Source organism: Paramagnetospirillum kuznetsovii (genome assembly GCF_003284725.1).
In the GTDB taxonomy this organism is placed as follows: Bacteria; Pseudomonadota; Alphaproteobacteria; order Rhodospirillales; family Magnetospirillaceae; genus Phaeospirillum; species Phaeospirillum kuznetsovii.
Map to the genome: position 1 here is coordinate 94,627 of NZ_PGTO01000008.1, position 21,491 is coordinate 116,117.

The 21,491-nt window shown below is 65.5% G+C and carries 22 protein-coding genes; 17 read left to right on the forward strand and 5 right to left on the reverse strand.

Going from position 1 to position 21,491, the window contains the following annotated elements:
* Positions 1 to 35: 35 nt before the first annotated feature.
* The 15 genes from CU669_RS12055 (at position 36) to CU669_RS12125 (ending at position 13,807) form a co-directional block, all read left to right on the forward strand.
* Positions 36 to 275 (forward strand): FitA-like ribbon-helix-helix domain-containing protein, encoded by a 240-nt coding sequence (locus CU669_RS12055; RefSeq protein WP_112144990.1) that lies wholly within the window; start codon positions 36 to 38, stop codon positions 273 to 275.
* Positions 272 to 709 (forward strand): type II toxin-antitoxin system VapC family toxin, encoded by a 438-nt coding sequence (locus CU669_RS12060; RefSeq protein WP_112144992.1) that lies wholly within the window; start codon positions 272 to 274, stop codon positions 707 to 709. Before CU669_RS12055 ends, CU669_RS12060 begins: the two co-directional genes overlap by 4 nt.
* 31 nt (positions 710 to 740) lie before the next feature.
* A complete protein-coding gene (locus CU669_RS12065) occupies positions 741 to 2,411 on the forward strand; it encodes an ATP-binding SpoIIE family protein phosphatase (RefSeq protein WP_112144994.1) in 1,671 nt (556 codons plus the stop codon).
* Positions 2,408 to 2,731, forward strand: coding sequence for an STAS domain-containing protein (locus CU669_RS12070; protein WP_112144996.1), 324 nt, complete (start codon positions 2,408 to 2,410; stop codon positions 2,729 to 2,731). The genes CU669_RS12065 and CU669_RS12070 overlap by 4 nt, the downstream gene beginning before the upstream one ends.
* Before the next feature lie 72 nt (positions 2,732 to 2,803).
* Positions 2,804 to 3,610 carry an MlaE family ABC transporter permease gene (locus tag CU669_RS12075; protein ID WP_239988688.1) on the forward strand — a complete coding sequence of 269 codons (807 nt, stop codon included), beginning with the start codon at positions 2,804 to 2,806 and terminating at the stop codon, positions 3,608 to 3,610.
* Entirely contained in the window at positions 3,610 to 4,452 is an 843-nt protein-coding gene (locus tag CU669_RS12080; protein WP_112144998.1) for an ABC transporter ATP-binding protein, read from the forward strand. Before CU669_RS12075 ends, CU669_RS12080 begins: the two co-directional genes overlap by 1 nt.
* A complete protein-coding gene (locus tag CU669_RS12085) occupies positions 4,449 to 5,411 on the forward strand; it encodes an MlaD family protein (RefSeq protein WP_239988689.1) in 963 nt (320 codons plus the stop codon). Before CU669_RS12080 ends, CU669_RS12085 begins: the two co-directional genes overlap by 4 nt.
* 10 nt (positions 5,412 to 5,421) lie before the next feature.
* Entirely contained in the window at positions 5,422 to 6,012 is a 591-nt protein-coding gene (locus CU669_RS12090; RefSeq protein ID WP_112145000.1) for an ABC-type transport auxiliary lipoprotein family protein, read from the forward strand.
* Positions 6,009 to 7,346 carry a class I SAM-dependent RNA methyltransferase gene (locus tag CU669_RS12095; protein ID WP_112145002.1) on the forward strand — a complete coding sequence of 446 codons (1,338 nt, stop codon included), beginning with the start codon at positions 6,009 to 6,011 and terminating at the stop codon, positions 7,344 to 7,346. Before CU669_RS12090 ends, CU669_RS12095 begins: the two co-directional genes overlap by 4 nt.
* 78 nt (positions 7,347 to 7,424) lie before the next feature.
* Positions 7,425 to 8,045, forward strand: a complete 621-nt coding sequence (locus CU669_RS12100; RefSeq protein WP_161539658.1) for a histidine phosphotransferase family protein — start codon at positions 7,425 to 7,427, stop codon at positions 8,043 to 8,045.
* A 155-nt stretch (positions 8,046 to 8,200) separates the two neighbouring features.
* Positions 8,201 to 10,867: a hybrid sensor histidine kinase/response regulator gene (locus CU669_RS12105; RefSeq protein WP_112145006.1), complete on the forward strand. Its 2,667-nt coding sequence runs from the start codon at positions 8,201 to 8,203 to the stop codon at positions 10,865 to 10,867.
* A complete protein-coding gene (locus CU669_RS12110; RefSeq protein ID WP_112145008.1) occupies positions 10,864 to 11,349 on the forward strand; it encodes a chemotaxis protein CheW in 486 nt (161 codons plus the stop codon). The genes CU669_RS12105 and CU669_RS12110 overlap by 4 nt, the downstream gene beginning before the upstream one ends.
* A gap of 84 nt (positions 11,350 to 11,433) precedes the next feature.
* Positions 11,434 to 11,799, forward strand: a complete 366-nt coding sequence (locus CU669_RS12115) for a response regulator (protein WP_112145010.1) — start codon at positions 11,434 to 11,436, stop codon at positions 11,797 to 11,799.
* 24 nt (positions 11,800 to 11,823) lie between these two features.
* A complete protein-coding gene (locus CU669_RS12120; protein ID WP_192884611.1) occupies positions 11,824 to 12,987 on the forward strand; it encodes a protein-glutamate methylesterase/protein-glutamine glutaminase in 1,164 nt (387 codons plus the stop codon).
* Between the two features lie 4 nt (positions 12,988 to 12,991).
* Complete coding sequence (locus tag CU669_RS12125; RefSeq protein WP_112145013.1) at positions 12,992 to 13,807, forward strand: CheR family methyltransferase; 816 nt, start codon at positions 12,992 to 12,994, stop codon at positions 13,805 to 13,807.
* Between the two features lie 15 nt (positions 13,808 to 13,822).
* On the opposite strand, the gene xseA is transcribed toward CU669_RS12125, so the two are convergent.
* Positions 13,823 to 15,265, reverse strand: a complete 1,443-nt coding sequence (gene xseA, locus CU669_RS12130) for an exodeoxyribonuclease VII large subunit (RefSeq protein ID WP_112145015.1) — start codon at positions 15,263 to 15,265, stop codon at positions 13,823 to 13,825.
* An 85-nt stretch (positions 15,266 to 15,350) separates the two neighbouring features.
* Here xseA and purD point away from each other — a divergent pair, with 85 nt between their 5' ends.
* Positions 15,351 to 16,628 carry a phosphoribosylamine--glycine ligase gene (gene purD, locus CU669_RS12135; protein ID WP_112145016.1) on the forward strand — a complete coding sequence of 426 codons (1,278 nt, stop codon included), beginning with the start codon at positions 15,351 to 15,353 and terminating at the stop codon, positions 16,626 to 16,628.
* On the opposite strand, the gene CU669_RS12140 is transcribed toward purD, so the two are convergent.
* The 3 genes from CU669_RS12140 to CU669_RS12150 are packed head-to-tail and all read right to left on the reverse strand — an operon-like array spanning position 16,629 to position 18,117.
* Positions 16,629 to 17,159, reverse strand: a complete 531-nt coding sequence (locus CU669_RS12140) for a 6-carboxytetrahydropterin synthase (RefSeq protein WP_112145018.1) — start codon at positions 17,157 to 17,159, stop codon at positions 16,629 to 16,631.
* Positions 17,159 to 17,776, reverse strand: a complete 618-nt coding sequence (gene queE / locus CU669_RS12145) for a 7-carboxy-7-deazaguanine synthase (RefSeq protein WP_112145020.1) — start codon at positions 17,774 to 17,776, stop codon at positions 17,159 to 17,161. The genes CU669_RS12140 and queE overlap by 1 nt, the downstream gene beginning before the upstream one ends.
* Positions 17,776 to 18,117, reverse strand: a complete 342-nt coding sequence (locus CU669_RS12150; RefSeq protein WP_112145022.1) for a hypothetical protein — start codon at positions 18,115 to 18,117, stop codon at positions 17,776 to 17,778. Before CU669_RS12150 ends, queE begins: the two co-directional genes overlap by 1 nt.
* A gap of 143 nt (positions 18,118 to 18,260) precedes the next feature.
* On the opposite strand from CU669_RS12150, the gene CU669_RS12155 reads away from it, so the two are divergent.
* Positions 18,261 to 20,705: a sensor domain-containing protein gene (locus CU669_RS12155; protein WP_161539659.1), complete on the forward strand. Its 2,445-nt coding sequence runs from the start codon at positions 18,261 to 18,263 to the stop codon at positions 20,703 to 20,705.
* Here CU669_RS12155 and CU669_RS12160 read toward each other — a convergent pair.
* A complete protein-coding gene (locus CU669_RS12160) occupies positions 20,688 to 21,431 on the reverse strand; it encodes a 16S rRNA (uracil(1498)-N(3))-methyltransferase (RefSeq protein ID WP_112145026.1) in 744 nt (247 codons plus the stop codon). The genes CU669_RS12155 and CU669_RS12160 overlap by 18 nt on opposite strands.
* Positions 21,432 to 21,491: the final 60 nt, after the last annotated feature.

Below are 21,491 nucleotides of genomic sequence, written 5' to 3' on the forward strand. Positions count from 1 at the left end.
TATGATTGCCCTCATTGCCATCAATGAGGTGAGCCATGACCGGAAGTCTCAGCGTTCGCAATCTGGACGACGATCTGATCGCCCGATTGAAACGCCGTGCCGCCCGCCACGGCCGTTCGGCCGAGGCCGAGCATCGGGAAATTCTCCGCCAAGCCCTGACCGGCGAGCCTGAACCCTCCTTCGACGATCTGGCGGCCGAGTTCCGCGCCATGACGCGGGGACGTCGCCACACCCCGGCGGAAGCCCTGCTGCGCGAGGGGCGTGACGAACGGTGAGTGCTTTCATCATCGACGCAAGTGTCGCCATCAAATGGATCATAGAGGAGGAGGGAAGCCAGGCGGCCCTGGCCTTGCGCAAGCATTCCCTGGCCGCCCCCGATCTGCTGATGGCGGAATGCGCCAACATCCTATGGAAGAAGGCGCGCCGGGGAGAACTTTCCGCCGACGAGGTCAGGCTTGCCGCCAGCCTGCTGATGCGCGCCGATATGGAGCTTATGCCCATGCGGCCCTTTCTGGAACCGGCCTCAGCCATCGCCATCGCTCTCGACCATTCCGCCTATGACTGCATCTATCTGGCCATGGCGGAGGCCGAGCAGCGAATTTTCGTAACCGCCGACGAACGCCTTTTGCGCAAGATTCACCAGGATCGGACAAAGCGATTTGTCTCGCTCGCCGTCAGTCTGGCCGAAGCGGACGCCAGACTCAATTAGCGCAAAGCCGCGCAGCAAGGCATGATGGGGCATGTCGAAAATCCAACCTGACCAGGGCGCCGGTTCCAGCCATCTCGATCTGATGATCGAGATGACCAGCGAATTCGCCATGTCCCAGGACGTGGAAACCACCCTGCGGCTGGGTCTGACCCGGGTCACCGAGCGGCTGCATGCGGAAGCCTCGTCGCTGTTCCTGCTGGAGCCCGATACCGGCGAGCTGGTCTGTCACGCCAGCATCGGCCCCACCGATCTGACCGGACTGCGCCTTGCCCCCGGACGCGGCATCGTGTGGCGGACGGTGGATCTGGACAGCCCGCAACTGGTCAGGGACGCCCGGCTCGATCCCGATTTCGCCAATTCTGTGGATGACGCCACCGGCTTCGTCACCCGCTCCATCCTCTGCGCCCCCATGTCGTTCCGTGGCCAGAAGCTGGGCGCCATCGAATTGTTCAACAAGCAGGGCGGCGAGGCCTTTACCCCGACGGATGCCCAATTGCTGCGCGCCTTGTCCATGTCGTCGGCCCTGGCGCTGATCAATACGCGGCTGGTGGCGGGAATGGCGGAGCAGGAGGGCTTTCGCCGCGAACTGGCGCTGGCCTCGGAAATCCAGCGCGCCATGCTGCCGCCGCCCATGCCGCCCGGCTATCCCGTCCATGGCGTCAATCTGCCTGCGCGGGGCGTCTCGGGCGATTTCTACGAGATCGTGCCGCTGGCCGACGGCCGCATCGCCTTCGCCATCGGCGACGTGTCAGGCAAGGGGGTCAACGCCTCGCTGCTGATGACCAAGACCGCCAGCCTGTTTCGCTGCCTCGCCAAGCGGGAAGACGGACCCGGCCGCCTGCTGGCCGCCATCGACGCCGAACTCCACGAAACCGGACTGGCGGGCATGTTCGTCACCATGCTGGCCGGAATCCTCGACCCCAAGACCGGCCGGGTGGTGCTGGCCAATGCCGGGCACGAACCACCGCTGGTTCGCCGCGACGACGGCTTCCACGCCATCGAGGACGGCATGCCGCCCCTGGGCATCGCGCCGGACCTGTTCGCCGACGGCTGCCCGGAAAGCGTGGTGGATCTGAACGGCGGCGCCCTTTATCTGTTCACCGATGGACTGACGGAGGTCAGAACCCATGACGGCGGCATGCTGGGCAGCGACGGCGCCAAGGGATTGTTCGACGCCTTCGCCGCCATGCCGGCGGAAGAGCGCATCCAGGCGATCGTGCATTCCCTGGACGGCGCCGGAAGCCTGCGCGACGACGTCACCCTGGTGGTGGTGGAAGACGTCAGGCCCGGCGGTCAAAGCACGTTCATCCGCCGCTATTCGGCCCGCGCCGAGACCCTGGCGCAGATTCGCGCCGACGTGACGCGGACGGCGCGCGAATTGGGGTGCCATGACGACCTCGTCCAGGACGTGGTGCTGGCGGTGGACGAGGCCTGCCAGAACGTCATCCGCCACGCCTATATGGGTGGCGACGGCGACGTGGTGGTGCAGGTGGAGCGCGACGAGGATCTTTTGGTCATACGACTTATGGACTTCGCTCCTCCCGTCGAAGTGGCTAAGATCAGGCCGAGGGCGCTCGATGATGTGCGGCCGGGCGGTTTGGGAACCCATCTGATGCGGTCCATCATGGACCAAGTGGATTTTCTGCCGCCCCCGGCCGGAATCGGCAACCTGTTGCAAATGGTCAAGCGGATAAGCCCATGATTATGCAAACCAGCCAAAGCGGCGCCGTCACCGTCGTCACCCTGTCCGGCGAGGTGGATCTCAGCCATTCACCCAATCTTCGCAAGGTCTTGATGGACCTGATGCTGGACAAGAAGGCGGTGGTGGTCGAGCTGTCGGGCGTCTCTTATATCGACAGCTCCGGCGTCGCCGGTCTGGTGGAGGCCTACCAGATGGCGCGCAAGAACGGCTCGCCCTTCACCCTGGCGGCCTTGGCCGATCCGGTGCGCCGGGTGCTGCAACTGGCCCGTCTCGACCGGGTCTTCACCATCGCCGACACGCTTGAGGCGGCATTGAAATAAACTTGGAGCGCGGCCGTCCCGGCCGTATCGGCGGGCGAGACGCCCGCGCCCCGGCATGAGGAGTGAGCGGGAGTGGCCGAAGGGGGGGCGCTGATCGGATTTCTCGACCGCCTGGGCCGCCGGGCGGTGGCCGGGCTCATGGAATTCGGCTTCGCCGCCTCGCTGGTGGGCGAAAGCCTGTTCTGGCTGGTCATGGGCGGCAAGCGCCGCCAGCCGGTGCGCCTTGGCCCCATCGTCGAGCAGGCCATGGAAATCGGCATCGGAGCCCTGCCCATCGTCACCGTGCTGTCGGGCACCATCGGCATCATGCTGGCCATCCAGGGCATCTACTCGCTGAAGCTGTTCGGCGCCGAATCCCGCGTCACCCTGGGGGTCGCCATGTCGACGGTGCGCGAATTCGCCCCGCTGATCACCGGCATCCTGGTGGCGGGACGCTCGGGCTCGGCCCTGGCCGCCCGGCTGGGCATCATGCGGATCAACCAGGAGATCGACGCGCTCACCGTCATGGGCATCTCGCCGGTGCGCTTCCTGGTGGTTCCCGCCCTGGTGGCCATGCTGGTGATGCTGCCCTGCCTGACCCTGTGGGCCGATCTGGTGGGGCTGTTCGCCGCCGGGCTCTATATCGCGCCGCAACTGGGCAGCAGCCTGGGAGCCTACGGCAACGACGTCATCGAGCTGGTCAAGCTGAACGACATGCTGCACGGACTGGCCAAGAGCGGCATCTTCGCCGTGCTGATCACCGTGGTGGGCGTCGTCAACGGCGCCTCGGTGACCGGCGGAGCGGAAGGGGTCGGGCGCATGACCACCCGCTCGGTGGTGCACGCCATCTCGGCCATCGTCATCACCGACATGGTCTTCGTCTTCATGGTGACCCGCTGATGGTCGGCCGCAAGGACAATGCCAGCGCCAACAGCGTCGAGGTCGTGGCGCTCAACACCCATTACGGCGACCGCCAGATCCTTCACAACGTCAATGTGACGGTGAAGAAGGGCGAGATCATGGTGATCATGGGCGGGTCGGGCTCGGGCAAGACCACCCTTCTCAACCATCTGCTGGGCCTGCTGTCGCCCAGTTCCGGGACCATCCGCATCCTGGGCCAGGATCTGGGAGGGCTGACGCCGCTGGAGCATCAGCGATTGCGCACCCGGACCGGCGTCGCCTTCCAGTCGGGCGCCCTGTTCAGCTCCATGTCCATCGGCGACAACATCGCCCTTCCCCTGCGCGAGCACACCAAGCTCGACGAGACCACCATCGGCATCATGACCCGCCTCAAGCTGGAAGTGGTCAGTCTCGCCGGGTTCGAGGATCTGAAGCCCGCCGAGCTGTCGGGCGGCATGATCAAGCGCGCCGCCCTGGCACGCGCCATCGTCATGGACCCGGAACTGCTGTTCTGCGACGAGCCCTCGGCCGGGCTGGACCCGGTGGTGGCCTCCTCCATCGACGATCTGATCCTGCGGCTGCGCGACGCCATGGGCATGAGCATCGTGGTGGTGACCCACGATCTGGACTCCACCTTCAAGATCGCCGACCGTATCTGCGTGCTGGACCGGGGCAAAGTCCTGGCGCTCGACACCGTCGAGGCCATCCGCGCCAGCACCGATATTCGCATTCAAAATCTGCTCAATCGCCGCACCGAGGAAGCCGAGCTCGACCCCGACGCCTATCTGCGTCGGCTGCTCGGTCCCGGTGCCGCCCAGACCAATGGGGCCAACCGGTCATGAAGGATTCCCGGATCAACTATGTCATGGTCGGCGGCTTCACCTTGGCCATGCTGGTCGCCATGTTGGCGGTGGTGGCGCTGCTGACGGGACGCACCGGATCGACCAGCGTCTATCACACCCATCTGGCCAATGTCACCGGCGTCAAATACGGCACCAAGGTGACCTATGAGGGCTTCGCCATCGGTCAGGTCGAGGACATCACCGCCGAGCGCGCCGACGCCAAGACCATGTTCCGGCTGGAGCTGTCCATCAAGGACGACTGGCGCATCCCAAAGGATTCCGTCGCCCGCGTCGCCGCCTCGGGCCTTTTGGCCGCCGCCGTGCTCGACATCAAGGCGGGCGCGTCGCCCGACATGCTGGCGAGCGGCGCCGAAATCACCGGCGCCCCGGCCGCCAATATGTTCGCCGCCATGAGCGACGTGGCCGAGCAGATCACCGACCTCAATCAAAGCGCCTTGAAGCCCCTGCTGTTCAGCCTGAACCAGCAGATCGGCGCGGTGGGAACCATTCTGGAAAAACATGCCCCCGAACTGATGGGGCATCTGGTGGCGGTCGCCGCCGATCTGTCGGCCAAGACGCCCCGCATCACCGCCGATGTGGAGCGCATGACCGGAACCCTGTCCGCCAAGGTGATCAACGACGCCAATGCGGAACAGGTCCGCCAGTCGCTGGTCAATCTGGCCCAACTGTCGGCCGGATTGCAGGAAAGCCGCCACAAGGTGGATTCGGTGCTGACCACCCTGGACAAGACGGTGACCGGCAACAAGGACGCCATGGATCACAGCCTGAAGGATCTGCGCCACACCCTGGAAGCGGTGTCGCGCAATATCGATTCCATTACCTACAATCTGGACGGAACCACCCGCAATCTGCACGAATTCAGCCGCCAGATCCGCGAGAACCCCGGCGTGCTGATCGGCGGAACCAAGCGCGGCGACGACGGGCCGGGGCGGAAATAGGGGTACGGCAATGAGAATGCGTTTTTTCTTCCTTCTTCCCCTTCTCGCCCTGGCCGCATGTGCCGGACCGGCGGCGCCGCCCGACAACTATTACCGGATCGAGCCTGCCGCGGCGCCCCGCCTCGCCAAGCCGGTGCTGACCGGCGCGCTGGAGGTGGACCGGCTGGCGGCTGACGGGGCGCTGACCGAACGGGCCATAGCCTTTTCCGCCAAGGACGGCGGACCGCTTGCCCATTATAAATACGACTACTGGAGCGAGCCGCCCGCGCTGATGATTCAGGATCGGCTGGCCGCTTTCCTGACCAAGGCCGGAGCCGCCGACCGGGTGGTGACGCCCGATCTGCGCGTCCTGGCCGACTGGAGCCTGCGCGGTAAGGTGCGCCGCTTCGAACAACTGGCCGACCGTTCCATGGTGAGCATCGAAATCCAGTTGAGCGTGGTCTCGGCCCGTGACGGAACCTTGGTGTTGCTGGAAACCTACGACGCCCAGACCCCCACTGATTCCGACACTGTCACCACGGTGGCCGCCGCCATGGAAAAGGGCGTATCGGACATATTCGCCCGCTTTCTCGCCGACCTGACCCGCGCCCGCCTGAAATGAGAAAGCCACCGCGCCGCCATTCCGGCCAAGCCCGCAAAAGCCGCGCGGCGCCGCCCGCCGCCCGCACCGTCGCGTTGGTGATCGACGAGATCGGCGCGCGGGGCGACGGCGTCGCCCGGCTGGACGGCGAGGCGGTCTTCGTTCCCTTCACCGTGAGCGGCGACAGGGTCGTGGCCCGCGTCGAAAGCCGACGGGGTGACGGCTTGGCCGCCGTACTGATCGAGGTCATGGAGCCCGGCCCGGATCGCGTCGAGCCGCCTTGCCCCCATTTCGGCCGCTGCGGCGGCTGCGGTCTTCAGCATCTGGCCGACGACGCCTATGCCGCCTGGAAGCTCGATCTGCTTGCGGTTCCGCTGGCGCGCCACGGCTTCGGCGATCTTGCCATCGCGCCCCTGATCCGGGTGCCGCCAGCCAGCCGCCGTCGCGCCACCTTCGCCTTTACCCGAGCCAAGGGCGCGGCCCTGCTGGGCTTCAACGCCAGGGCCAGCCACACCATCATCGATGTGGAGCGCTGCCTGCTGCTGGAGCCCGTCCTGGTGGGGTTGCTCGCGCCGCTGCGCGCCATGCTGGCCGCCATCGTCCCCGAAGGCACCGGCGGCGACGTCACCGCCACCCTGACCGAAGGGGGGCTTGACGTCTTGGTGGAGGCCGAGGCGCGCCTGGACCTGTTCGACCGCGAGAGACTGGCCGCATTCGCCGAATCCGCCGATCTGGCGCGGCTTTCCTGGCGACGCCCCGGAACCGGATTCGTCGAGCCCATCGCGCGGCGCCGCCCGGCGGAGGTTGGGTTTTCGGGGGTGATGGTGGAACCCTCCCCCGGCGCCTTCCTGCAACCGACTCGCGGTGGCGAGATCGCCATCACGCAGTTGGTGACCGCCGGGGTGACCGCCGGTCTTCCGGTGCTCGACCTCTATGCCGGATGCGGCAGCTTCACCGCGCCGCTGGCGCTGCTCGGTCCGGTCCACGCGGTGGAGGGCGAGCAAGGCCCCTTGGCGGCGCTGGACGCCGCCGCCCGGAGCAAAGCTCTCCCCATCACCACCGAAGTGCGCGACCTTGCCCGCCGCCCCCTGGCGGCCCATGAACTGGTCGCCTATCGCTCGGTGGTGTTGGATCCCCCCCGGGCCGGGGCAAGCGCCCAGGTGGCGGAACTGGCCAAGCCCGCCGCCGCCAAGGGCGGTCCCCGCGTCATCGTGATGGTGTCGTGCAATCCGGCGACCCTGGCGCGAGACCTCCGCGTGCTGGCCGATGGCGGATGGACGGTAACCTCGCTTACGCCTATTGACCAGTTCCCGTGGTCTGCCCATCTGGAGAGTGTGGCAATTCTGAAACGGTGAATCACCTTTCGCCATTCCCGCGCGTTCACTATGGTTGCTCGAGCGTCCCTCCCCGGTGCATTTGGCTCTAATCCCCCCATGACATCCACCGACGATCTCTTTCTCGCCGAGCTGCTGTGCGCCCGCCTGTGCCATGACATGGCCGGGGCGGTCGGCGCCGCCGCCGCCGGAGCGGAATTGCTGGAAGACGGCTACGACGCCGAAGCGGCGCAGCTGGTTTCCGCCAGCGCGTCGGGCGCCTCGGCCAGGCTGAGATTTTTCCGCGCCGCCTTCGGTCCGGCCGGATCGGAACAGCCCGCGGCGGCGGTGCGCGATCTTACGGCGGGCTATCTGCGGGCGGTGGCATCAAGCGGCAATGCCGACTTGGCGCTGGATTGGAATTGCGCGCCCCAGCGCCTGAGCGGGGAGACGGCTCGGCTGCTGCTGAACATGGTGTTGCTGGCCCGCGACGCGCTGGCGCGCGGCGGCAAGGTGACGGTGGACATCGCGCCGCCGCCGGGAAGCGGTCTTGGCATCGCGGTAAGCTTTGTCGGCCAAGGCGCGCAATTGGGGGACGACATCGCCCAAGCGCTGACATCGGGCATTACGCCGAACGGACCTCGGATTGCCCAGGCCAGCTTCGCCCGGCGGTTGATGGAGAAAAACGGCGGAATTTTGAAGATCGTACAAGAACCGAACGGTGGGCGGATCAGCATCTGACGAATTTCGTTACGAAAGCGGATTTATCCCGGTCTGGGTTCTTCTAAAGACAAACCAGCCGTGCTATTAGTCGATCCTGCGCCTTCGGTTTTTGTCGGCGCGGGGAGTTTTGAAACCGCCCGAAGACGGTTTGTAGGGGCCTACTGGAGACGACCATGGATGATCTCCTCAGTGAATTTCTGACCGAAACGTCGGAAAGTCTTTCCACGCTCGACGTGGCTTTGGTGAATTTAGAGCAGAACCCGAACGATCCGCAGATCCTCGGCAATATCTTCCGTCTGGTTCACACCATCAAGGGCACCTGCGGTTTCCTTGGCCTGCCGCGCCTCGAACATGTGGCGCATGCGGGCGAGAACGTGCTCGGCAAGTTCCGCGAAGGCGAGCTTGAGGTCACGCCCGCCGCGGTGACGCTGATTCTCCAGTCCATCGACCGCATCAAGCTGATCCTGGGTCACCTGGAACAGAACGAATGCGAGCCCGAGGGCAGCGACGACGATCTGATCGCCCAGTTGAATGCCATGGCCGATGGCCGTGCCGCAGGCTCTCCCCCGCCGCCGCCGCCGCCGCCCATGCCGACCTTCGAGTCCGTCGCCGAATCGGCCAAGGCCGCCGCCGCCGCCGCTGCGGCAGCAGCGCCGCCGCCCGAGCCCGAACCCGAGCCCGAGCCCGAGCCTGCTCCCGTCGCCAGCGTTCCCGCGCCCACCCCGCAGCCGCCCGCCGTCGCCGCTCCGGTCGTCGCCGGACCTCCGGCCGAGGCCAAGGAATCCGCCGTCGCCGCCCAGACCATCCGCGTCAATGTGGAGTTGCTGGAAAATCTGATGACCCTGGTGTCCGAACTGGTGCTGACCCGCAACCAGCTTCTCCAGATGGTTCGCGGCAAGGATGACAGCGAGTTCGCCACCCCGCTGCAGCGCCTCAGCCACATCACCACCGACCTTCAGGAAGGCGTGATGAAGACCCGCATGCAGCCCATCGGCAATGCCTGGGCCAAGCTGCCGCGTATCGTCCGCGACCTCTCGGTCGAAATGAACAAGAAGATCGACCTTCAGATGCTGGGCGCCGAGACCGAACTCGACCGCCAGGTGCTGGAACTGATCAAGGATCCGCTGACCCATATGGTGCGCAACTCGGCCGACCATGGCCTGGAGCCCACCGAAGAGCGCAAGCGCATCGGCAAGCCCGAGGTGGGCAAGGTGGTTCTGAACGCCTATCACGAGGGCGGTCACATCATCATCGAGATTTCCGATGACGGTCGCGGCCTCAACCTGGAGCGCATCAAGCAAAAGGCCGTCCAGAACGGACTCGCCAGCGAGTCCGAATTGGAAGCCCTGACGCCGCAGCAGATCTACCAGTTCATCTTCAAGGCCGGCTTCTCCACCGCCGAAAAGGTCACCAGCGTTTCGGGCCGTGGCGTCGGCATGGACGTGGTGCGCACCAATATCGAAAAGATCGGCGGCACCGTCGAGTTGAAGAGCGTGCCCGGCAAGGGCTCCAGCTTCATCATCAAGATCCCGCTGACTCTCGCCATCGTCTCCGCCCTGATCGTTGAATGCGCCTCCGAGCGTTTCGCCATCCCGCAGATCAGCGTGCTGGAACTGGTGCGCGTCACCAACAACTCCGAGCACGGCATCGAGATGATCAACAACGCGCCGGTTCTTCGCCTGCGCGATCGTCTGTTGCCGCTGGTCTCGCTGAAGCGTCAGTTGCTGCTGGCCGAGGACGGCGAGGAGCGACAGGAAACCTTCATCGTGGTGACCCAGGTGGGCACCTACACCTTCGGCATCATCGTCGACCGGGTGTTCGATACCGAGGAAATCGTGGTCAAGCCGGTGGCGCCCATCCTGCGCCACATCGCCATGTTCTCGGGCAACACCATCCTGGGCGACGGCTCGGTGATCATGATCCTGGACCCCAACGGCATCGCGGGCGCCACCGGCGAATCCGGTCTGCTGGGCGGTGCCCAGGCGGGCGATGCCCAGGCCGTGCGCGAAAGCCACGCCGAGTCCAAGACCTCGTTGCTGGTGTTCCGCGCCGGTGGCGACGATCTCAAGGCGGTGCCGCTGGCCCTGGTGGCCCGACTGGAAGAAATCGAGGTCGGCGAGATCGAACACAGCCACGGCAAGCCCATGGTCCAGTATCGCGGCCATCTGATGCCGTTGATCTCCATCGACGGCTCCATGAACTTCCGCGAGGAGGGCCGCCAGCCGGTGCTGGTGTTCTCCGACCAGGAGCACACCATGGGCCTGGTGGTCGATGAGATCGTCGATATCGTCGAGGACCGCCTGCGCGTCGAACTGTCCGACGGCAATCCCGGCATCATCGGCACCGCGGTCATCGCGGGCAAGGCGACCACCATCATCGACGCCGGCTACTACCTGCCGCAGGCGTTCGGCGATTGGTTCGGCCGCAACGACAAGGAGTTCGGCAATTCCGACTACCAACAGCCCCGCGTGCTGCTGGTCGACGACTCGCCGTTCTTCCGCAACCTGCTGACCCCGCTGCTGTCGGTGGCGGGCTACGAGGTCATCTCGGTGGAAGGCCCCGACAAGGCCTTGGCGCTGCGTGAACGGGGCGACGAATTCGACGCCATCATCAGCGACATCGAAATGCCGGGAATGAGCGGCTTCGAGTTTGCCCAGGCGGTCCGTTCCGACGCCCGCTGGGCGCAGATCCCCATGGTGGCGTTGTCGTCCCACGCCACCGAAAAGGATTTTGAACGCGGGCGTCAGGTCGGCTTCAACGATTACATCGCCAAGTTCGACCGCGATGCCCTCTTACAGACCCTGGCTTCGACCATCGCAGCCTCCAAAGGTGCCGCATGAACCAGATCGTTCCAGCCGGGAAGCGCCAGGTGACGGAGCTTGCCGCTCCCGAGACCCAGGACTTCGTCACCATGTTCATCGAAGGCCAGTTGTTCGGCATTCCGGTGCTGACGGTCCAAGACGTCCTGGGGCCCCAGAAGATCACCCGCATTCCGCTGGCTCCCCGCGAAGTGGCGGGCAGCCTGAACCTGCGCGGCCGTATCGTAACCGCCATCGACGTCCGGCTGCGCCTCGGCCTGCCGGACCGGGCGGCGGACAAGAAAGGCATGAGCGTCGTCGTCGATATGAGCGGCGAACTCTATTCCTTGATGGTGGATTCGGTGGGCGAAGTCCTGTCGCTGCCGGCCGCCAAGTTCGAACGTAATCCCCCGACGTTGGATCCCCACTGGCGAGAATTCTCCATCGGCATCTATCGGCTTGAAGACAAGCTGCTGGTGGTGCTTGATGTGGGCAAGCTGCTGGATTTCTCGCGGAACGAATAGTATAGGCGTTGGTAAACTGTGCATTGAAGAGGTAGGCTGTCCCTGCCAGGGGCGGCGATCTTTCCACCGGAGGCAAGCTTGGGCATGAAGTCCTGTCTAATCGTCGACGATTCCAAGGTCATCCGGATGGTGGCCAAGAAGATCCTGCACGAGCTGAGTTTCAAGACCGAGGAGGCCGAAGACGGCGCCCAGGCTCTTGAGGCCTGCAAGCGCGCCATGCCGGATGCCGTCCTATTGGACTGGAATATGCCGGTCATGAACGGGATCGACTTCCTGCGCGCCATGCGCGCCCTGCCAGGTGGGGATCACCCGATCGTCGTCTTCTGCACCACGGAAAACGATATCGAGCATATCCAGGAGGCCATCACCGCGGGCGCCAATGAATACATCATGAAGCCGTTCGATAGTGAAATCCTGCAGGCGAAGTTTTCGCAGGTGGGCCTGCTCTAGGCAACTTGCGGATATATCGCACCCATGACCACCGAGGCCCCATTGTCACAGAGCCACGCCGCCACCGGCGACCCCATCCGGGTCATGCTGGTCGATGATTCCGCGGTTGTGCGCGGGCTGGTGACCCGCATCCTGGATGCCGAACAAGGCATCCAGATCGTCGCCTCGGTTGGGAACGGCCAGATGGCCTTGGCCGCCCTGGACCGCAACGAAATCGACGTGGTCATCCTCGATATCGAAATGCCGATCATGGACGGCATGACGGCGCTGCCGAAACTGCTCCAGGCCGATCCCGGCCTGAAGATCATCATGCAGTCCACCTTGACCATGAAGGGCGCCGATATTTCCCTGCGCGCCCTGGAAATGGGCGCGGCGGACTATATCCCGAAGCCGACCGCGACCAAGGATTTGGCGGGCGGAGCAGATTTCAAGGCTGAACTGGTCGGCAAGATCCGGGCATTGGGTCAGGCCCGTCACCGCTCGCCCAACCGCCTGCCGCGCCCGGCCGGTGCGCCGCCGCTGACGCCGCGTCCGCTGGCGCCGCTTCCTCCCGCCAGGGTGGCCATCCACCCGCCGGGGCCGTTGAACCTGCGAAACCACCCGGCGGAACACCCCGATGTCATCGCCATCGGTTCTTCCACCGGCGGCCCGCAGGCGCTGTTTACCCTGCTGGGCGCCATGCGGACGGGCACGGTTACCCAACCCATTCTGATCACCCAGCACATGCCCGCCACCTTCACCACCATCCTGGGCGAACACATCAGCCGCGTGTCCGGCTGGGACGCCAAGGAAGGCGTCGATGGCGAGGTCATTCGGGGCGGCCGTGTCTATATCGCGCCCGGCGACTTTCACATGGTGGTGGAGGTCAAGGGCACCGACAAAATTATTAGGCTTAACAAGAATCCGCCGGAAAATTTTTGTCGGCCTGCCGTCGACCCCATGCTGCGCAGCATTTGTGCCGCCTATGGCAAGCGGGTCGTCGCCTGCATTCTGACGGGAATGGGGTCCGATGGACTTAAGGGGGGACAGGCTGTGGTGGCATCCGGCGGAACGGTTATTGCCCAGGATGAGGGCACCTCGGTTGTGTGGGGCATGCCGGGAGCAGTGGCGACGGCGGGCATTTGCTCGGCTGTCTTGCCGCTGCCTGAAATTGCTCCGTGGATCATGAAGCTGGCGACGAGGCGCTAATATCATGCGGCCCGAAGATTTCGATTATGTCGCCAAGATGCTCAAGGACCGCTCTGGTCTGATCATTACCCGCGACAAGGCCTATCTGCTCGAAAGCCGTCTGACCCCGGTGGCGCGCAAGCGCGGCCTCAAGGGATTGGACGACTTGGTGTCCGGCCTGCGGACGGCGGGGGAAGACCTGCTGCGCGAAGTGACGGAGGCCATGACGACCAACGAGTCGTTCTTCTTCCGCGACATCAAGCCGTTCGACCAGTTCAAGGCGCTGGTGCTGCCGCACATGCTCGCCGCCCGCGGCGGCCCGAAGACGTTGCGCATCTGGTCGGCCGCCTCCTCCTCGGGACAAGAGGCCTATACCCTGGCCATGGTCCTGAAGGAAGAAGGTGCCAAGCTGGCCGGGTGGCGGATCGAGATCGTCGGCACCGATATTTCCACCGAGATGCTGGAAAAGGCCAAGGCGGGTCTGTATTCCCAGTTCGAGGTGCAACGCGGCCTGCCGATCCAACTGCTGGTGAAGTATTTCAAGAAGACCGCCGAGATGTGGCAGATCGACCCGGCCATCCGCGCCATGGTGACCTTCCGCGAATACAACCTGTTGCATGACCTGAAGCCGCTGGGCAATTTCGACGTGGTGTTCTGTCGCAACGTGCTGATCTATTTCGACCAGCCCACCAAGACCCGCGTGCTGGAAAACGTCAGCCGGATCATGCCCGATGACGGCTTCCTTTATCTTGGCGGCGCCGAAACGGTGCTGGGCATCTCGGATAAGTTCAAGCCGGTTCCCGAACAGCGCGGCGTCTACGCCACCACACGGGCGAAGTAGGCCCATCCCCATCCGTTACAGCAAATTCCCCTGTCGCCCGTCGGGCGGCGGGGGTTTGCGCATTTTGGGCGCACTTGGCGAGGGCTTGCCCTGCATCACCGCCTGGACCACCCCATCGCTGAATTCCACCGCCACCACCGCCCCTGGCCTGGCCTCGGCGGCCGCGACCACCGGATGGCCGTGCTCGTCTCGGATGACGGCATAGCCGCGCTCCAGCACCTTGCGGTAGGAATAGCTCTCCAGCAGCTTTCCCGCGTTTTCCACCCGCAAGGCCCGGTCATCCAGCAGCCTTGGCATGGCTTCGCTCAGGCGCCGCGATAGCTGATCCAATTGCAGAGCCTCGCGCTCCGCCAGGGCCTGCCCGGCGGCGCGGGCGGCGCGCAGCCCGTGGGCGAGGCGAGCCGACAGCCGGTCCAGCTCGATGCGGCGGCGCTCCACCAGATTGGGCAGCGCATTGTCCAGCCGCTCGCCCCGGTCATCCAGGCGCCGGGCGCAATCCTCGATCACCCGGCGGGGATGGGGAATGGCGCGGAAGGTCTGGGCCACACGGCCCTGGCGATCGGCCAGCCCGCGCATCATGGCGCCCACCAGACGGGCCTGCTGCTCGGCCAGACCGGCGATCAGCTCGGCGCGCACCGGCACCGCCTTCTCGGCGGCGGCGGTCGGCGTGGGGGCGCGCAGATCGGACGCGAAGTCGATCAGGGTGGTATCCGTCTCGTGACCCACCGCCGAGATCAGCGGAATCTCGGATTCGGCGGCGGCGCGCACCACGACTTCCTCGTTGAAGGCCATCAGGTCTTCCAGCGAACCGCCGCCGCGCGCCACGATCAGCACATCGGGGCGCGGCACCGCGCCGCCCGGGGCCAAGGCATTGAAGCCGCGAATGGCTGCCGCCACCTGGGCGGCGGCGCCCTCTCCCTGCACCGCCACCGGCCACAGCAGCACATGGCGAGGAAAGCGTTCGGCCAGCCGGTGGAGGATATCGCGGATCACCGCCCCGGTGGGCGAGGTCACCACGCCGATCACGTCGGGCAGGAAAGGAATGGGACGCTTGCGCTCGGGGGCAAACAGGCCTTCGGCCATCAGCCGCTTCTTGCGGTCTTCCAGCAGCTTCAGCAGGGCGCCCTGCCCCGCAAGTTCCATGCGTTCCACCACCATCTGGTATTTGGAGCGCCCCGGATAGGTGGTCAGCCGCCCGGTGGCGATGACCTCCATGCCGTCTTCCGGATTGATGCCCAGACGGCTGGCCTGGCCGCGCCAGCACACGGCGTCCAGCACCGCCTCGGGATCCTTGAGGGCGAAATACATATGGCCGGAGGAATGGCGCTTGAAGCCCGAGATCTCGCCCCGCACGCGCACGAAGGAGAAGGTCTCCTCCACCGTCTTGCGCAAGGAGCCCGACAACTCGCTGACCGAGTATTCGGGAATATTGGATCTGGGGGCTGGCTCGTCGGTCATGGGGGGATGATGGCCCGTGGCGGGCCGATTTGCAAACGGGGACGGAAGTGCTAAAACCCGGCCACGGTTTCAAGGGAGTCTGGCGATGAAAGTCCTGGTGGTCGGTTCGGGCGGGCGTGAGCATGCCCTGTGCTGGAAGCTGAAGCAGTCCCCCCTGCTCGCCAAACTGTGGTGCGCGCCGGGCAATGCCGGGATCGCCGCCGTCGCCGACTGCGTCGCCATCGGGGCCGAGAAGGTGGACGAGCTGGTCGCCTTCGCCAAAGCCAATGCCGTCGATCTGGTGGTGATAGGCCCGGAAGCGCCGCTGGTGCTGGGCCTTGCCGACACGTGCCGCGCCGAGGGCATCAAGGTATTCGGCCCCTCGGCCGCCGCCGCCGAGCTGGAGGGCTCCAAGGGCTTCATGAAGGACATGGCGTCCAAGGCGGGCGTGCCCACCGCGTGGTACGGCCGCTTCACCGACATGGAGGCCGCCAAGAGCTTCATCCGCGCCAAGGGCGCTCCCATCGTGGTCAAGACCGATGGGCTGGCCGCGGGCAAGGGCGTGGTGGTGGCCATGAGCCTGGACGAGGCCCTGGCCGCCGTCGACATGATGATGGGCGACAAAGTGTTCGGGACCGCAGGCGACGAACTGGTGATCGAGGAATTCCTTGACGGCGAGGAGTGCAGCTTCTTCGCGCTCTGCGACGGCGCCACCGCTCTCCCCCTGGTGGCCGCCCAGGACCACAAGCGGGTGGGCGACGGCGATACCGGCCCCAATACCGGCGGCATGGGCGCCTATTCCCCCGCCCCGGTGGTCACGCCGGAAATCCAGGCAGAAATCATGCGCACATCCATCCTGCCGCTGGTCAAGGCGATGGCTGATGCGGGCAAGCCCTATACCGGCGTCCTGTTCGCCGGAATCATGGTGACGGCGTCAGGGCCGAAGCTGCTGGAATACAATGTCCGTTTCGGCGACCCCGAATGCCAGGTGTTGATGGCGCGCCTGAAATCCGATCTGCTGCCGGTGTTGCTGGCCGGGGCCGAGGGCAAGCTGGACGGCATCCATCTGGACTGGCACGACGACCCCGCCCTGGTGGTGGTCATGGCGGCCAAGGGCTATCCCGGCGCCTATGACAAGAACACCGTCATCGGCGGATTGGATGCGGCGGGCGCGGTCGAGGGCGTCACCGTGTTCCATGCCGGAACCGCCCTGAAGGACGGCAAGGTCGTCGCCACCGGCGGCCGCGTGCTGGGCGTCACCGCGACGGCCAAGACGGTCAGCGAGGCGCGCGAGCGGGCCTATCAGGCGGTGGACAAGCTGGACTGGCCGCAAGGCTTCTGCCGCCGCGACATCGCGTGGCGGGCGCTTGAACGCGGGAAATAATCACCCCGGCGCGTATTCGGCCATGCAGTTTGGCGTTTCCCAGACGCGGAGCGAGACCAGCCGGGCGCAGCCGTCGGAGCGGCTTTTCACCGGCTCGGCCAGCAGTCCGTACCAGTGCTTGGCGAGACATTCGGCGGTGGGCTGGAACGGCACCACGTAAAGCTTGGTCAGCATGCGGGTCTCGACGGTCAGCGCCGCGCCGCTTGCCGCGACCTTGCCCCTGATCTCGGCCAGCCAGGGATCGGCGTCGCGCCCCTGTGGCGCGAACAGCGACAGCAACTCGTCATCGGCGGAAGCCGCGATGAAGCCGTGATCGCAGGGCGCGTCGATCAGGCGCATCATCTCTTCCTTGAGGAAGCCGAAATCCACCACCATGTCGGTCTGTTCGCCGTCGGCATGCAGCTGCCGGGCCTCGCACTCGGCCTCGATGACATAGCGGTGGCCGTGCAGGTTCCGGCACTTGGAGCCGTGGGTCATGATGCGATGGCCGGCATCGATCTCGATGCGGCGGCTGACTCGAAAGGCGGGCATCAGGCGATTCCGATGATCTTGTGTGTCTGCAAACTGAGACGCCAGCGCGGATGAGTCAAGCAATGGCGGATGGCGGCCTGGGTATTGGCGTCCCGCTCCGGTCCGTCCATGGGCTGGAGCAGCAGATGGCTGAAGCCGAGATATTCGAATCCGGCCGGATCCAGGCCGGGCTGGGGGAAGACCAGCTTCAGCTCGTCGCCCTGGGTCACCACCAGTTGGGTTCCGGCCTTGGGGCTGACACAGACCCAGTCGATGCCGTCGGGCAGCGCCAGGGTGCCGTTGGTCTCGATGGCGACCCGGAACCCCCGGTCATGCAGGGCGTCCACCAGCACCTGATCCAGTTGCAGGGCGGGCTCGCCGCCGGTGATCACCACCAATCGCGATCCTTGCCCCACCGGCCACAATCCCGCGACCCGCTCGGTCAGGGTCTCGGCGTCGGGGAATTTCTCGCCGCCGACGAAATCCGTGTCGCAAAAGCGGCAGGCCGCCGTGGCGCGATCCTCCTCGCGGCCGTTCCACAGATTGCAGGCGGCGAAGCGCAGGAACACGGCGGCGCAACCGGCCTGGGCGCCCTCGCCTTGCAGCGTCAGGAAGACTTCCTTGACCGTGTAGGGCATCAGTGGTCGGAACCGTGAAGAATCTGATCGGCGATGCCAGTATCATAGGCGATCCCGGCGGCGGTCAAGGTCACGGCCACCGGAAAGCTGGCCTTGATCAGGCCCTTGCGTTCCAGCACCGTCCATACCGCCTGGTTGGTCAGCCCGCTGGCGTCCTTGGACAGCGCCACCTTATGGCCCACATGAAAGTGATTGCCGTGGGGATGGGGCAGTTGGCTGAGAAACACATCGCCGCTGTCCAGCGGGCTTGAGGATTCGGGATGGCGCGCCAATTCCTGGAACAGGACCAGCGTCTTCATCTGGAGGGGATTGAGCTTGAGCGGATTGTGCTTGGGGGGCATGGGTGTCTCGGCGCCATGGACGTGAACGGGGCGGCATCATGGCACCAGCCTCGCCGCAAATCCAATGTCTCGAATCCACAGTGGCCGCAATCGGGCATGTCCCATATTATGTATACGGGATTGGTCGTGGAGGGGGGGGGGCCATGCACGGTGAAGCGGAGGCTGGCGACGATCCGGCGCAGACCCTCCGGGCGATCATCGACAATGCCCTCGACGCCATCTGCCTTCACCGCAACGGCCGCTATGTCCTGGTCAATCCAGCCTATCTGCGGATGTTTGGCTATTCCTCGGCGGCCCAGCTGGCCGAACTCAGCGTTCTCGACACCATCGCCCCGGACTTCCGCGCCGAAGTCCGCGAACGCGTCCAGCGCCGCAATCGGCGCGAGGTGGTGGAGGCCGAATACGTCACCCGCGGCATCCGCCAGGACGGCGCCGTCTTCGAGATGGAAATTCACGCCAATTGCTACGAGATGAACGGCGAGACCTTCACCCTGGCCATCATTCGCGACGTGACCAAGACCCGGCAAGCCGAGGTGGATCTGCGGGAGAGTGAAGGCCGCATGCGCAGCCTGTTCGAATCCTCGCCCGACCCGGCCTGGATCATCGAAGGCAACCGCTTCATCGAATGCAACAACGCGGCGGTCAGGTTCCTGGGCTATTCCTCCAAGACGGAACTGACCGACATTCATCCCTCCAAGCTGTCGCCCGAATTCCAGCCTGACGGCCAGACCTCGTTCGCCAAGGCGGAGAAGATGATGCAGACCGCCATGGACAAGGGCATCCACCGCTTCGAATGGGTCCACACCCGCGCCGATTCCAGCGAATTCCTGGCCGAGGTCACCCTGTCGGCCATCACCCTGCAGGGCTGCCCGGCCATTTACTGCACCTGGCGCGACATCACCGAGCGCAAGCAGGCGGAAGCCGAGATGCAACTGGCCGCCAGCGTCTTCCACACCACCCAGGAAGGCATCCTGATCACCGACGGCAACGGCATCATCCTGTCGGTCAATCCCGCCTTCACCGAGATTACCGGCTATGCGGCGGACGAGGCCGTCGGCAAGACCCCGCGCCTGCTGAAATCCCATCACCACGACAAGCAGTTCTATGCCGAGCTGTGGCGTAGTCTCGTCTCCACCGGCGGCTGGCAGGGCGAATTGTGGAACCGGCGCAAATCCGGCGAGGCCTATCTGGAATGGCTGACCATTTCGGCCATCCGCGGCGACGATGGCCGCTACAACCGCTTCGTCTCGGTGTTCACCGACGTCACCGAGCTGCGCCGCAAGGATGAGCAGATCCGCCATCAGGCCTATCATGACGCCCTGACCGGACTGCCCAACCGCGCCTTGCTGGGCGATCGCCTGGAACACGCCATCGAGATCGCCCAGCGCGAAGGCCGCCAAGTGGCCGTCCTGTTCCTCGATCTCGACCGCTTCAAGGTGGTCAACGACAGCCTGGGCCACCAGGAAGGCGACAAGCTGCTGCAATCCACCGCCTTGCGCATTCAGGACGCGGTGCGCCGCAGCGATACGGTGGGCCGCCTGGGCGGCGACGAATTCATCGTCATCCTGAGCGACTTCGAAGACACCACCGAAGTGGCCCAAGTGGCCGAAAAGATCATCACCAGCCTGTCCCTGCCCCATGACCTGGCCGGTCATGCCGTCCATTCCAGCACCAGTATCGGCATCGCCGTCTTTCCCCAGGACGCCCGGGATTCCAATGGACTGCTGATGAATGCCGACGTCGCCATGTACCAGGCCAAAGCGGCGGGGCGCGGCACCTATCGCTTCTTCGATCCCTCCATGACCCAGCGCGCCGTGGAGCGCCTGGAAATGGAAGCCAGCCTGCGCCGCGCCATGGAGAACGGCGAATTCCAACTGTTCTACCAGCCCAAGATTCATGTGCCGACCGGCGAGGTCTGCGGCGCCGAGGCCCTGATCCGCTGGCGCAAGCCGGACGGAACGCTGGTCTCGCCGGGTGACTTCATCCCGGTGGCGGAGGAAACCGGGCTGATCGTTCCCATCGGTTATTGGGTGATGGAAGAGGCCTGCCGCCAGGTCGCCCAATGGCGCCAGGCGGGACTGCCCCCCATTACGGTATCCGTCAACCTGTCGGTGCGGCAGTTCCGCGACCTCGACCTGGTGGATCGCGTCCAGGCCATTCTGAACCAAGCCGGGATTCCCGGCACCGCCATCGAGGTGGAACTGACCGAATCCGCCGTGATGGAAAGCCCGGAAAAGGCCATCATCACCCTGCGGCAGATCCGCGATCTGGGGTTGCGGGTTTCGGTGGACGATTTCGGCACCGGCTATTCCAGCCTCGCCTATCTCAAGCGCTTTCCCATCAGCACCATCAAGATCGACCGTTCCTTCGTGTCCGATCTCGGCACCGACCCGGAAGACGCCGCCATCGTCCAGACCATCATCGGCCTGGCCCGCACCCTGAAGCTGGACGTGGTGGCCGAGGGGGTCGAGACCGACACCCAACTGGCCTTCCTGAGCGAAATGGGATGTGCCGTGGTTCAGGGCTTCTATTACAGCCGCCCGGTGCCGCCCGAGGATTTCGCCGAGCGGCTAGCGAAGCGGAGGTGAGCGGCCGTCGCCCACCACGGCCTGCCAGATGGCCAGGGCGGCGATGGCGGCGGTCTCCGCCCGCAGGATGCGCGGCCCCAGCCCCACCGGCCGCACGAAGGGCTTGGACAGCAACAGCCGACGCTCGTCGGGATCGAAGCCGCCTTCCGGCCCCACCAGCAACGCCGCCGGACCGACCGCCGCCGCCTCGGCCAACGGCATGCCGCCGCCCGCCTCGTCCAGGAACAGCAGGACGCGACCGTCGGGCCATGCCGCCAGGATCCTGTCCAGCGGCGCGGGCTCTTCCAGGCGCGGCACCGTCAGACGTTCGCATTGCTCGGACGCCTCGATCAGATGGGCGCGCAGGCGCTCCACATTGACGCGGCCGGAATTGGTGCGCCGGGTGAACACCGGCCACAGTAGCGACACGCCCAGTTCCGCCGATTTCTCCACCACCAGATCGGTGCGGTCCTTCTTGAGCGGCGCGCTCAGCAGCCACAGATCGGGCTCGGGCGCCTGCGGCCGGGTCTGGCGCAACGGCACCAGGGCGGCGCCCGCCTTGGCGAGGCCGTCGATACGTGCCGCCCATTCGCCGTCCCTGCCGTTGAACAGCAAGGCGGTCTCGCCCAGCGCGGCCCGCATCACCGAGGCCACATAGTGAGTCTGGTCGCGATCCAAGGCCACCGCCACCCCCTCGGCGAGGGGATGCGGCACGAACAGGCGCAGGCGGGGACGGGATTCGGTCATGAAAAGGTTCTACCGCGAGTGCCGTTCATGGGGAAGCGTGCTTGACGCTCGGGTCGCCCC

Bases quoted from the DNA above. Each gene is read 5' to 3' on its own strand.
- CU669_RS12070 (WP_112144996.1), top strand. From the start codon at position 2,408: ATGATTATGCAAACCAGCCAAAGCGGCGCCGTCACCGTCGTCACCCTG.
- CU669_RS12085 (WP_239988689.1), top strand. From the start codon at position 4,449: ATGAAGGATTCCCGGATCAACTATGTCATGGTCGGCGGCTTCACCTTG.
- CU669_RS12080 (WP_112144998.1), top strand. From the start codon at position 3,610: ATGGTCGGCCGCAAGGACAATGCCAGCGCCAACAGCGTCGAGGTCGTG.
- CU669_RS12105 (WP_112145006.1), top strand. From the start codon at position 8,201: ATGGATGATCTCCTCAGTGAATTTCTGACCGAAACGTCGGAAAGTCTT.
- CU669_RS12115 (WP_112145010.1), top strand. From the start codon at position 11,434: ATGAAGTCCTGTCTAATCGTCGACGATTCCAAGGTCATCCGGATGGTG.
- queE (WP_112145020.1), bottom strand. From the start codon at position 17,776: ATGCCCTACACGGTCAAGGAAGTCTTCCTGACGCTGCAAGGCGAGGGC.
- CU669_RS12055 (WP_112144990.1), top strand. From the start codon at position 36: ATGACCGGAAGTCTCAGCGTTCGCAATCTGGACGACGATCTGATCGCC.
- CU669_RS12120 (WP_192884611.1), top strand. From the start codon at position 11,824: ATGACCACCGAGGCCCCATTGTCACAGAGCCACGCCGCCACCGGCGAC.
- CU669_RS12065 (WP_112144994.1), top strand. From the start codon at position 741: ATGTCGAAAATCCAACCTGACCAGGGCGCCGGTTCCAGCCATCTCGAT.
- CU669_RS12095 (WP_112145002.1), top strand. From the start codon at position 6,009: ATGAGAAAGCCACCGCGCCGCCATTCCGGCCAAGCCCGCAAAAGCCGC.
- CU669_RS12125 (WP_112145013.1), top strand. From the start codon at position 12,992: ATGCGGCCCGAAGATTTCGATTATGTCGCCAAGATGCTCAAGGACCGC.
- CU669_RS12100 (WP_161539658.1), top strand. From the start codon at position 7,425: ATGACATCCACCGACGATCTCTTTCTCGCCGAGCTGCTGTGCGCCCGC.
- CU669_RS12090 (WP_112145000.1), top strand. From the start codon at position 5,422: ATGAGAATGCGTTTTTTCTTCCTTCTTCCCCTTCTCGCCCTGGCCGCA.
- xseA (WP_112145015.1), bottom strand. From the start codon at position 15,265: ATGACCGACGAGCCAGCCCCCAGATCCAATATTCCCGAATACTCGGTC.
- CU669_RS12160 (WP_112145026.1), bottom strand. From the start codon at position 21,431: ATGACCGAATCCCGTCCCCGCCTGCGCCTGTTCGTGCCGCATCCCCTC.
- CU669_RS12140 (WP_112145018.1), bottom strand. From the start codon at position 17,159: ATGCCCGCCTTTCGAGTCAGCCGCCGCATCGAGATCGATGCCGGCCAT.
- CU669_RS12155 (WP_161539659.1), top strand. From the start codon at position 18,261: ATGCACGGTGAAGCGGAGGCTGGCGACGATCCGGCGCAGACCCTCCGG.
- CU669_RS12110 (WP_112145008.1), top strand. From the start codon at position 10,864: ATGAACCAGATCGTTCCAGCCGGGAAGCGCCAGGTGACGGAGCTTGCC.
- purD (WP_112145016.1), top strand. From the start codon at position 15,351: ATGAAAGTCCTGGTGGTCGGTTCGGGCGGGCGTGAGCATGCCCTGTGC.
- CU669_RS12150 (WP_112145022.1), bottom strand. From the start codon at position 18,117: ATGCCCCCCAAGCACAATCCGCTCAAGCTCAATCCCCTCCAGATGAAG.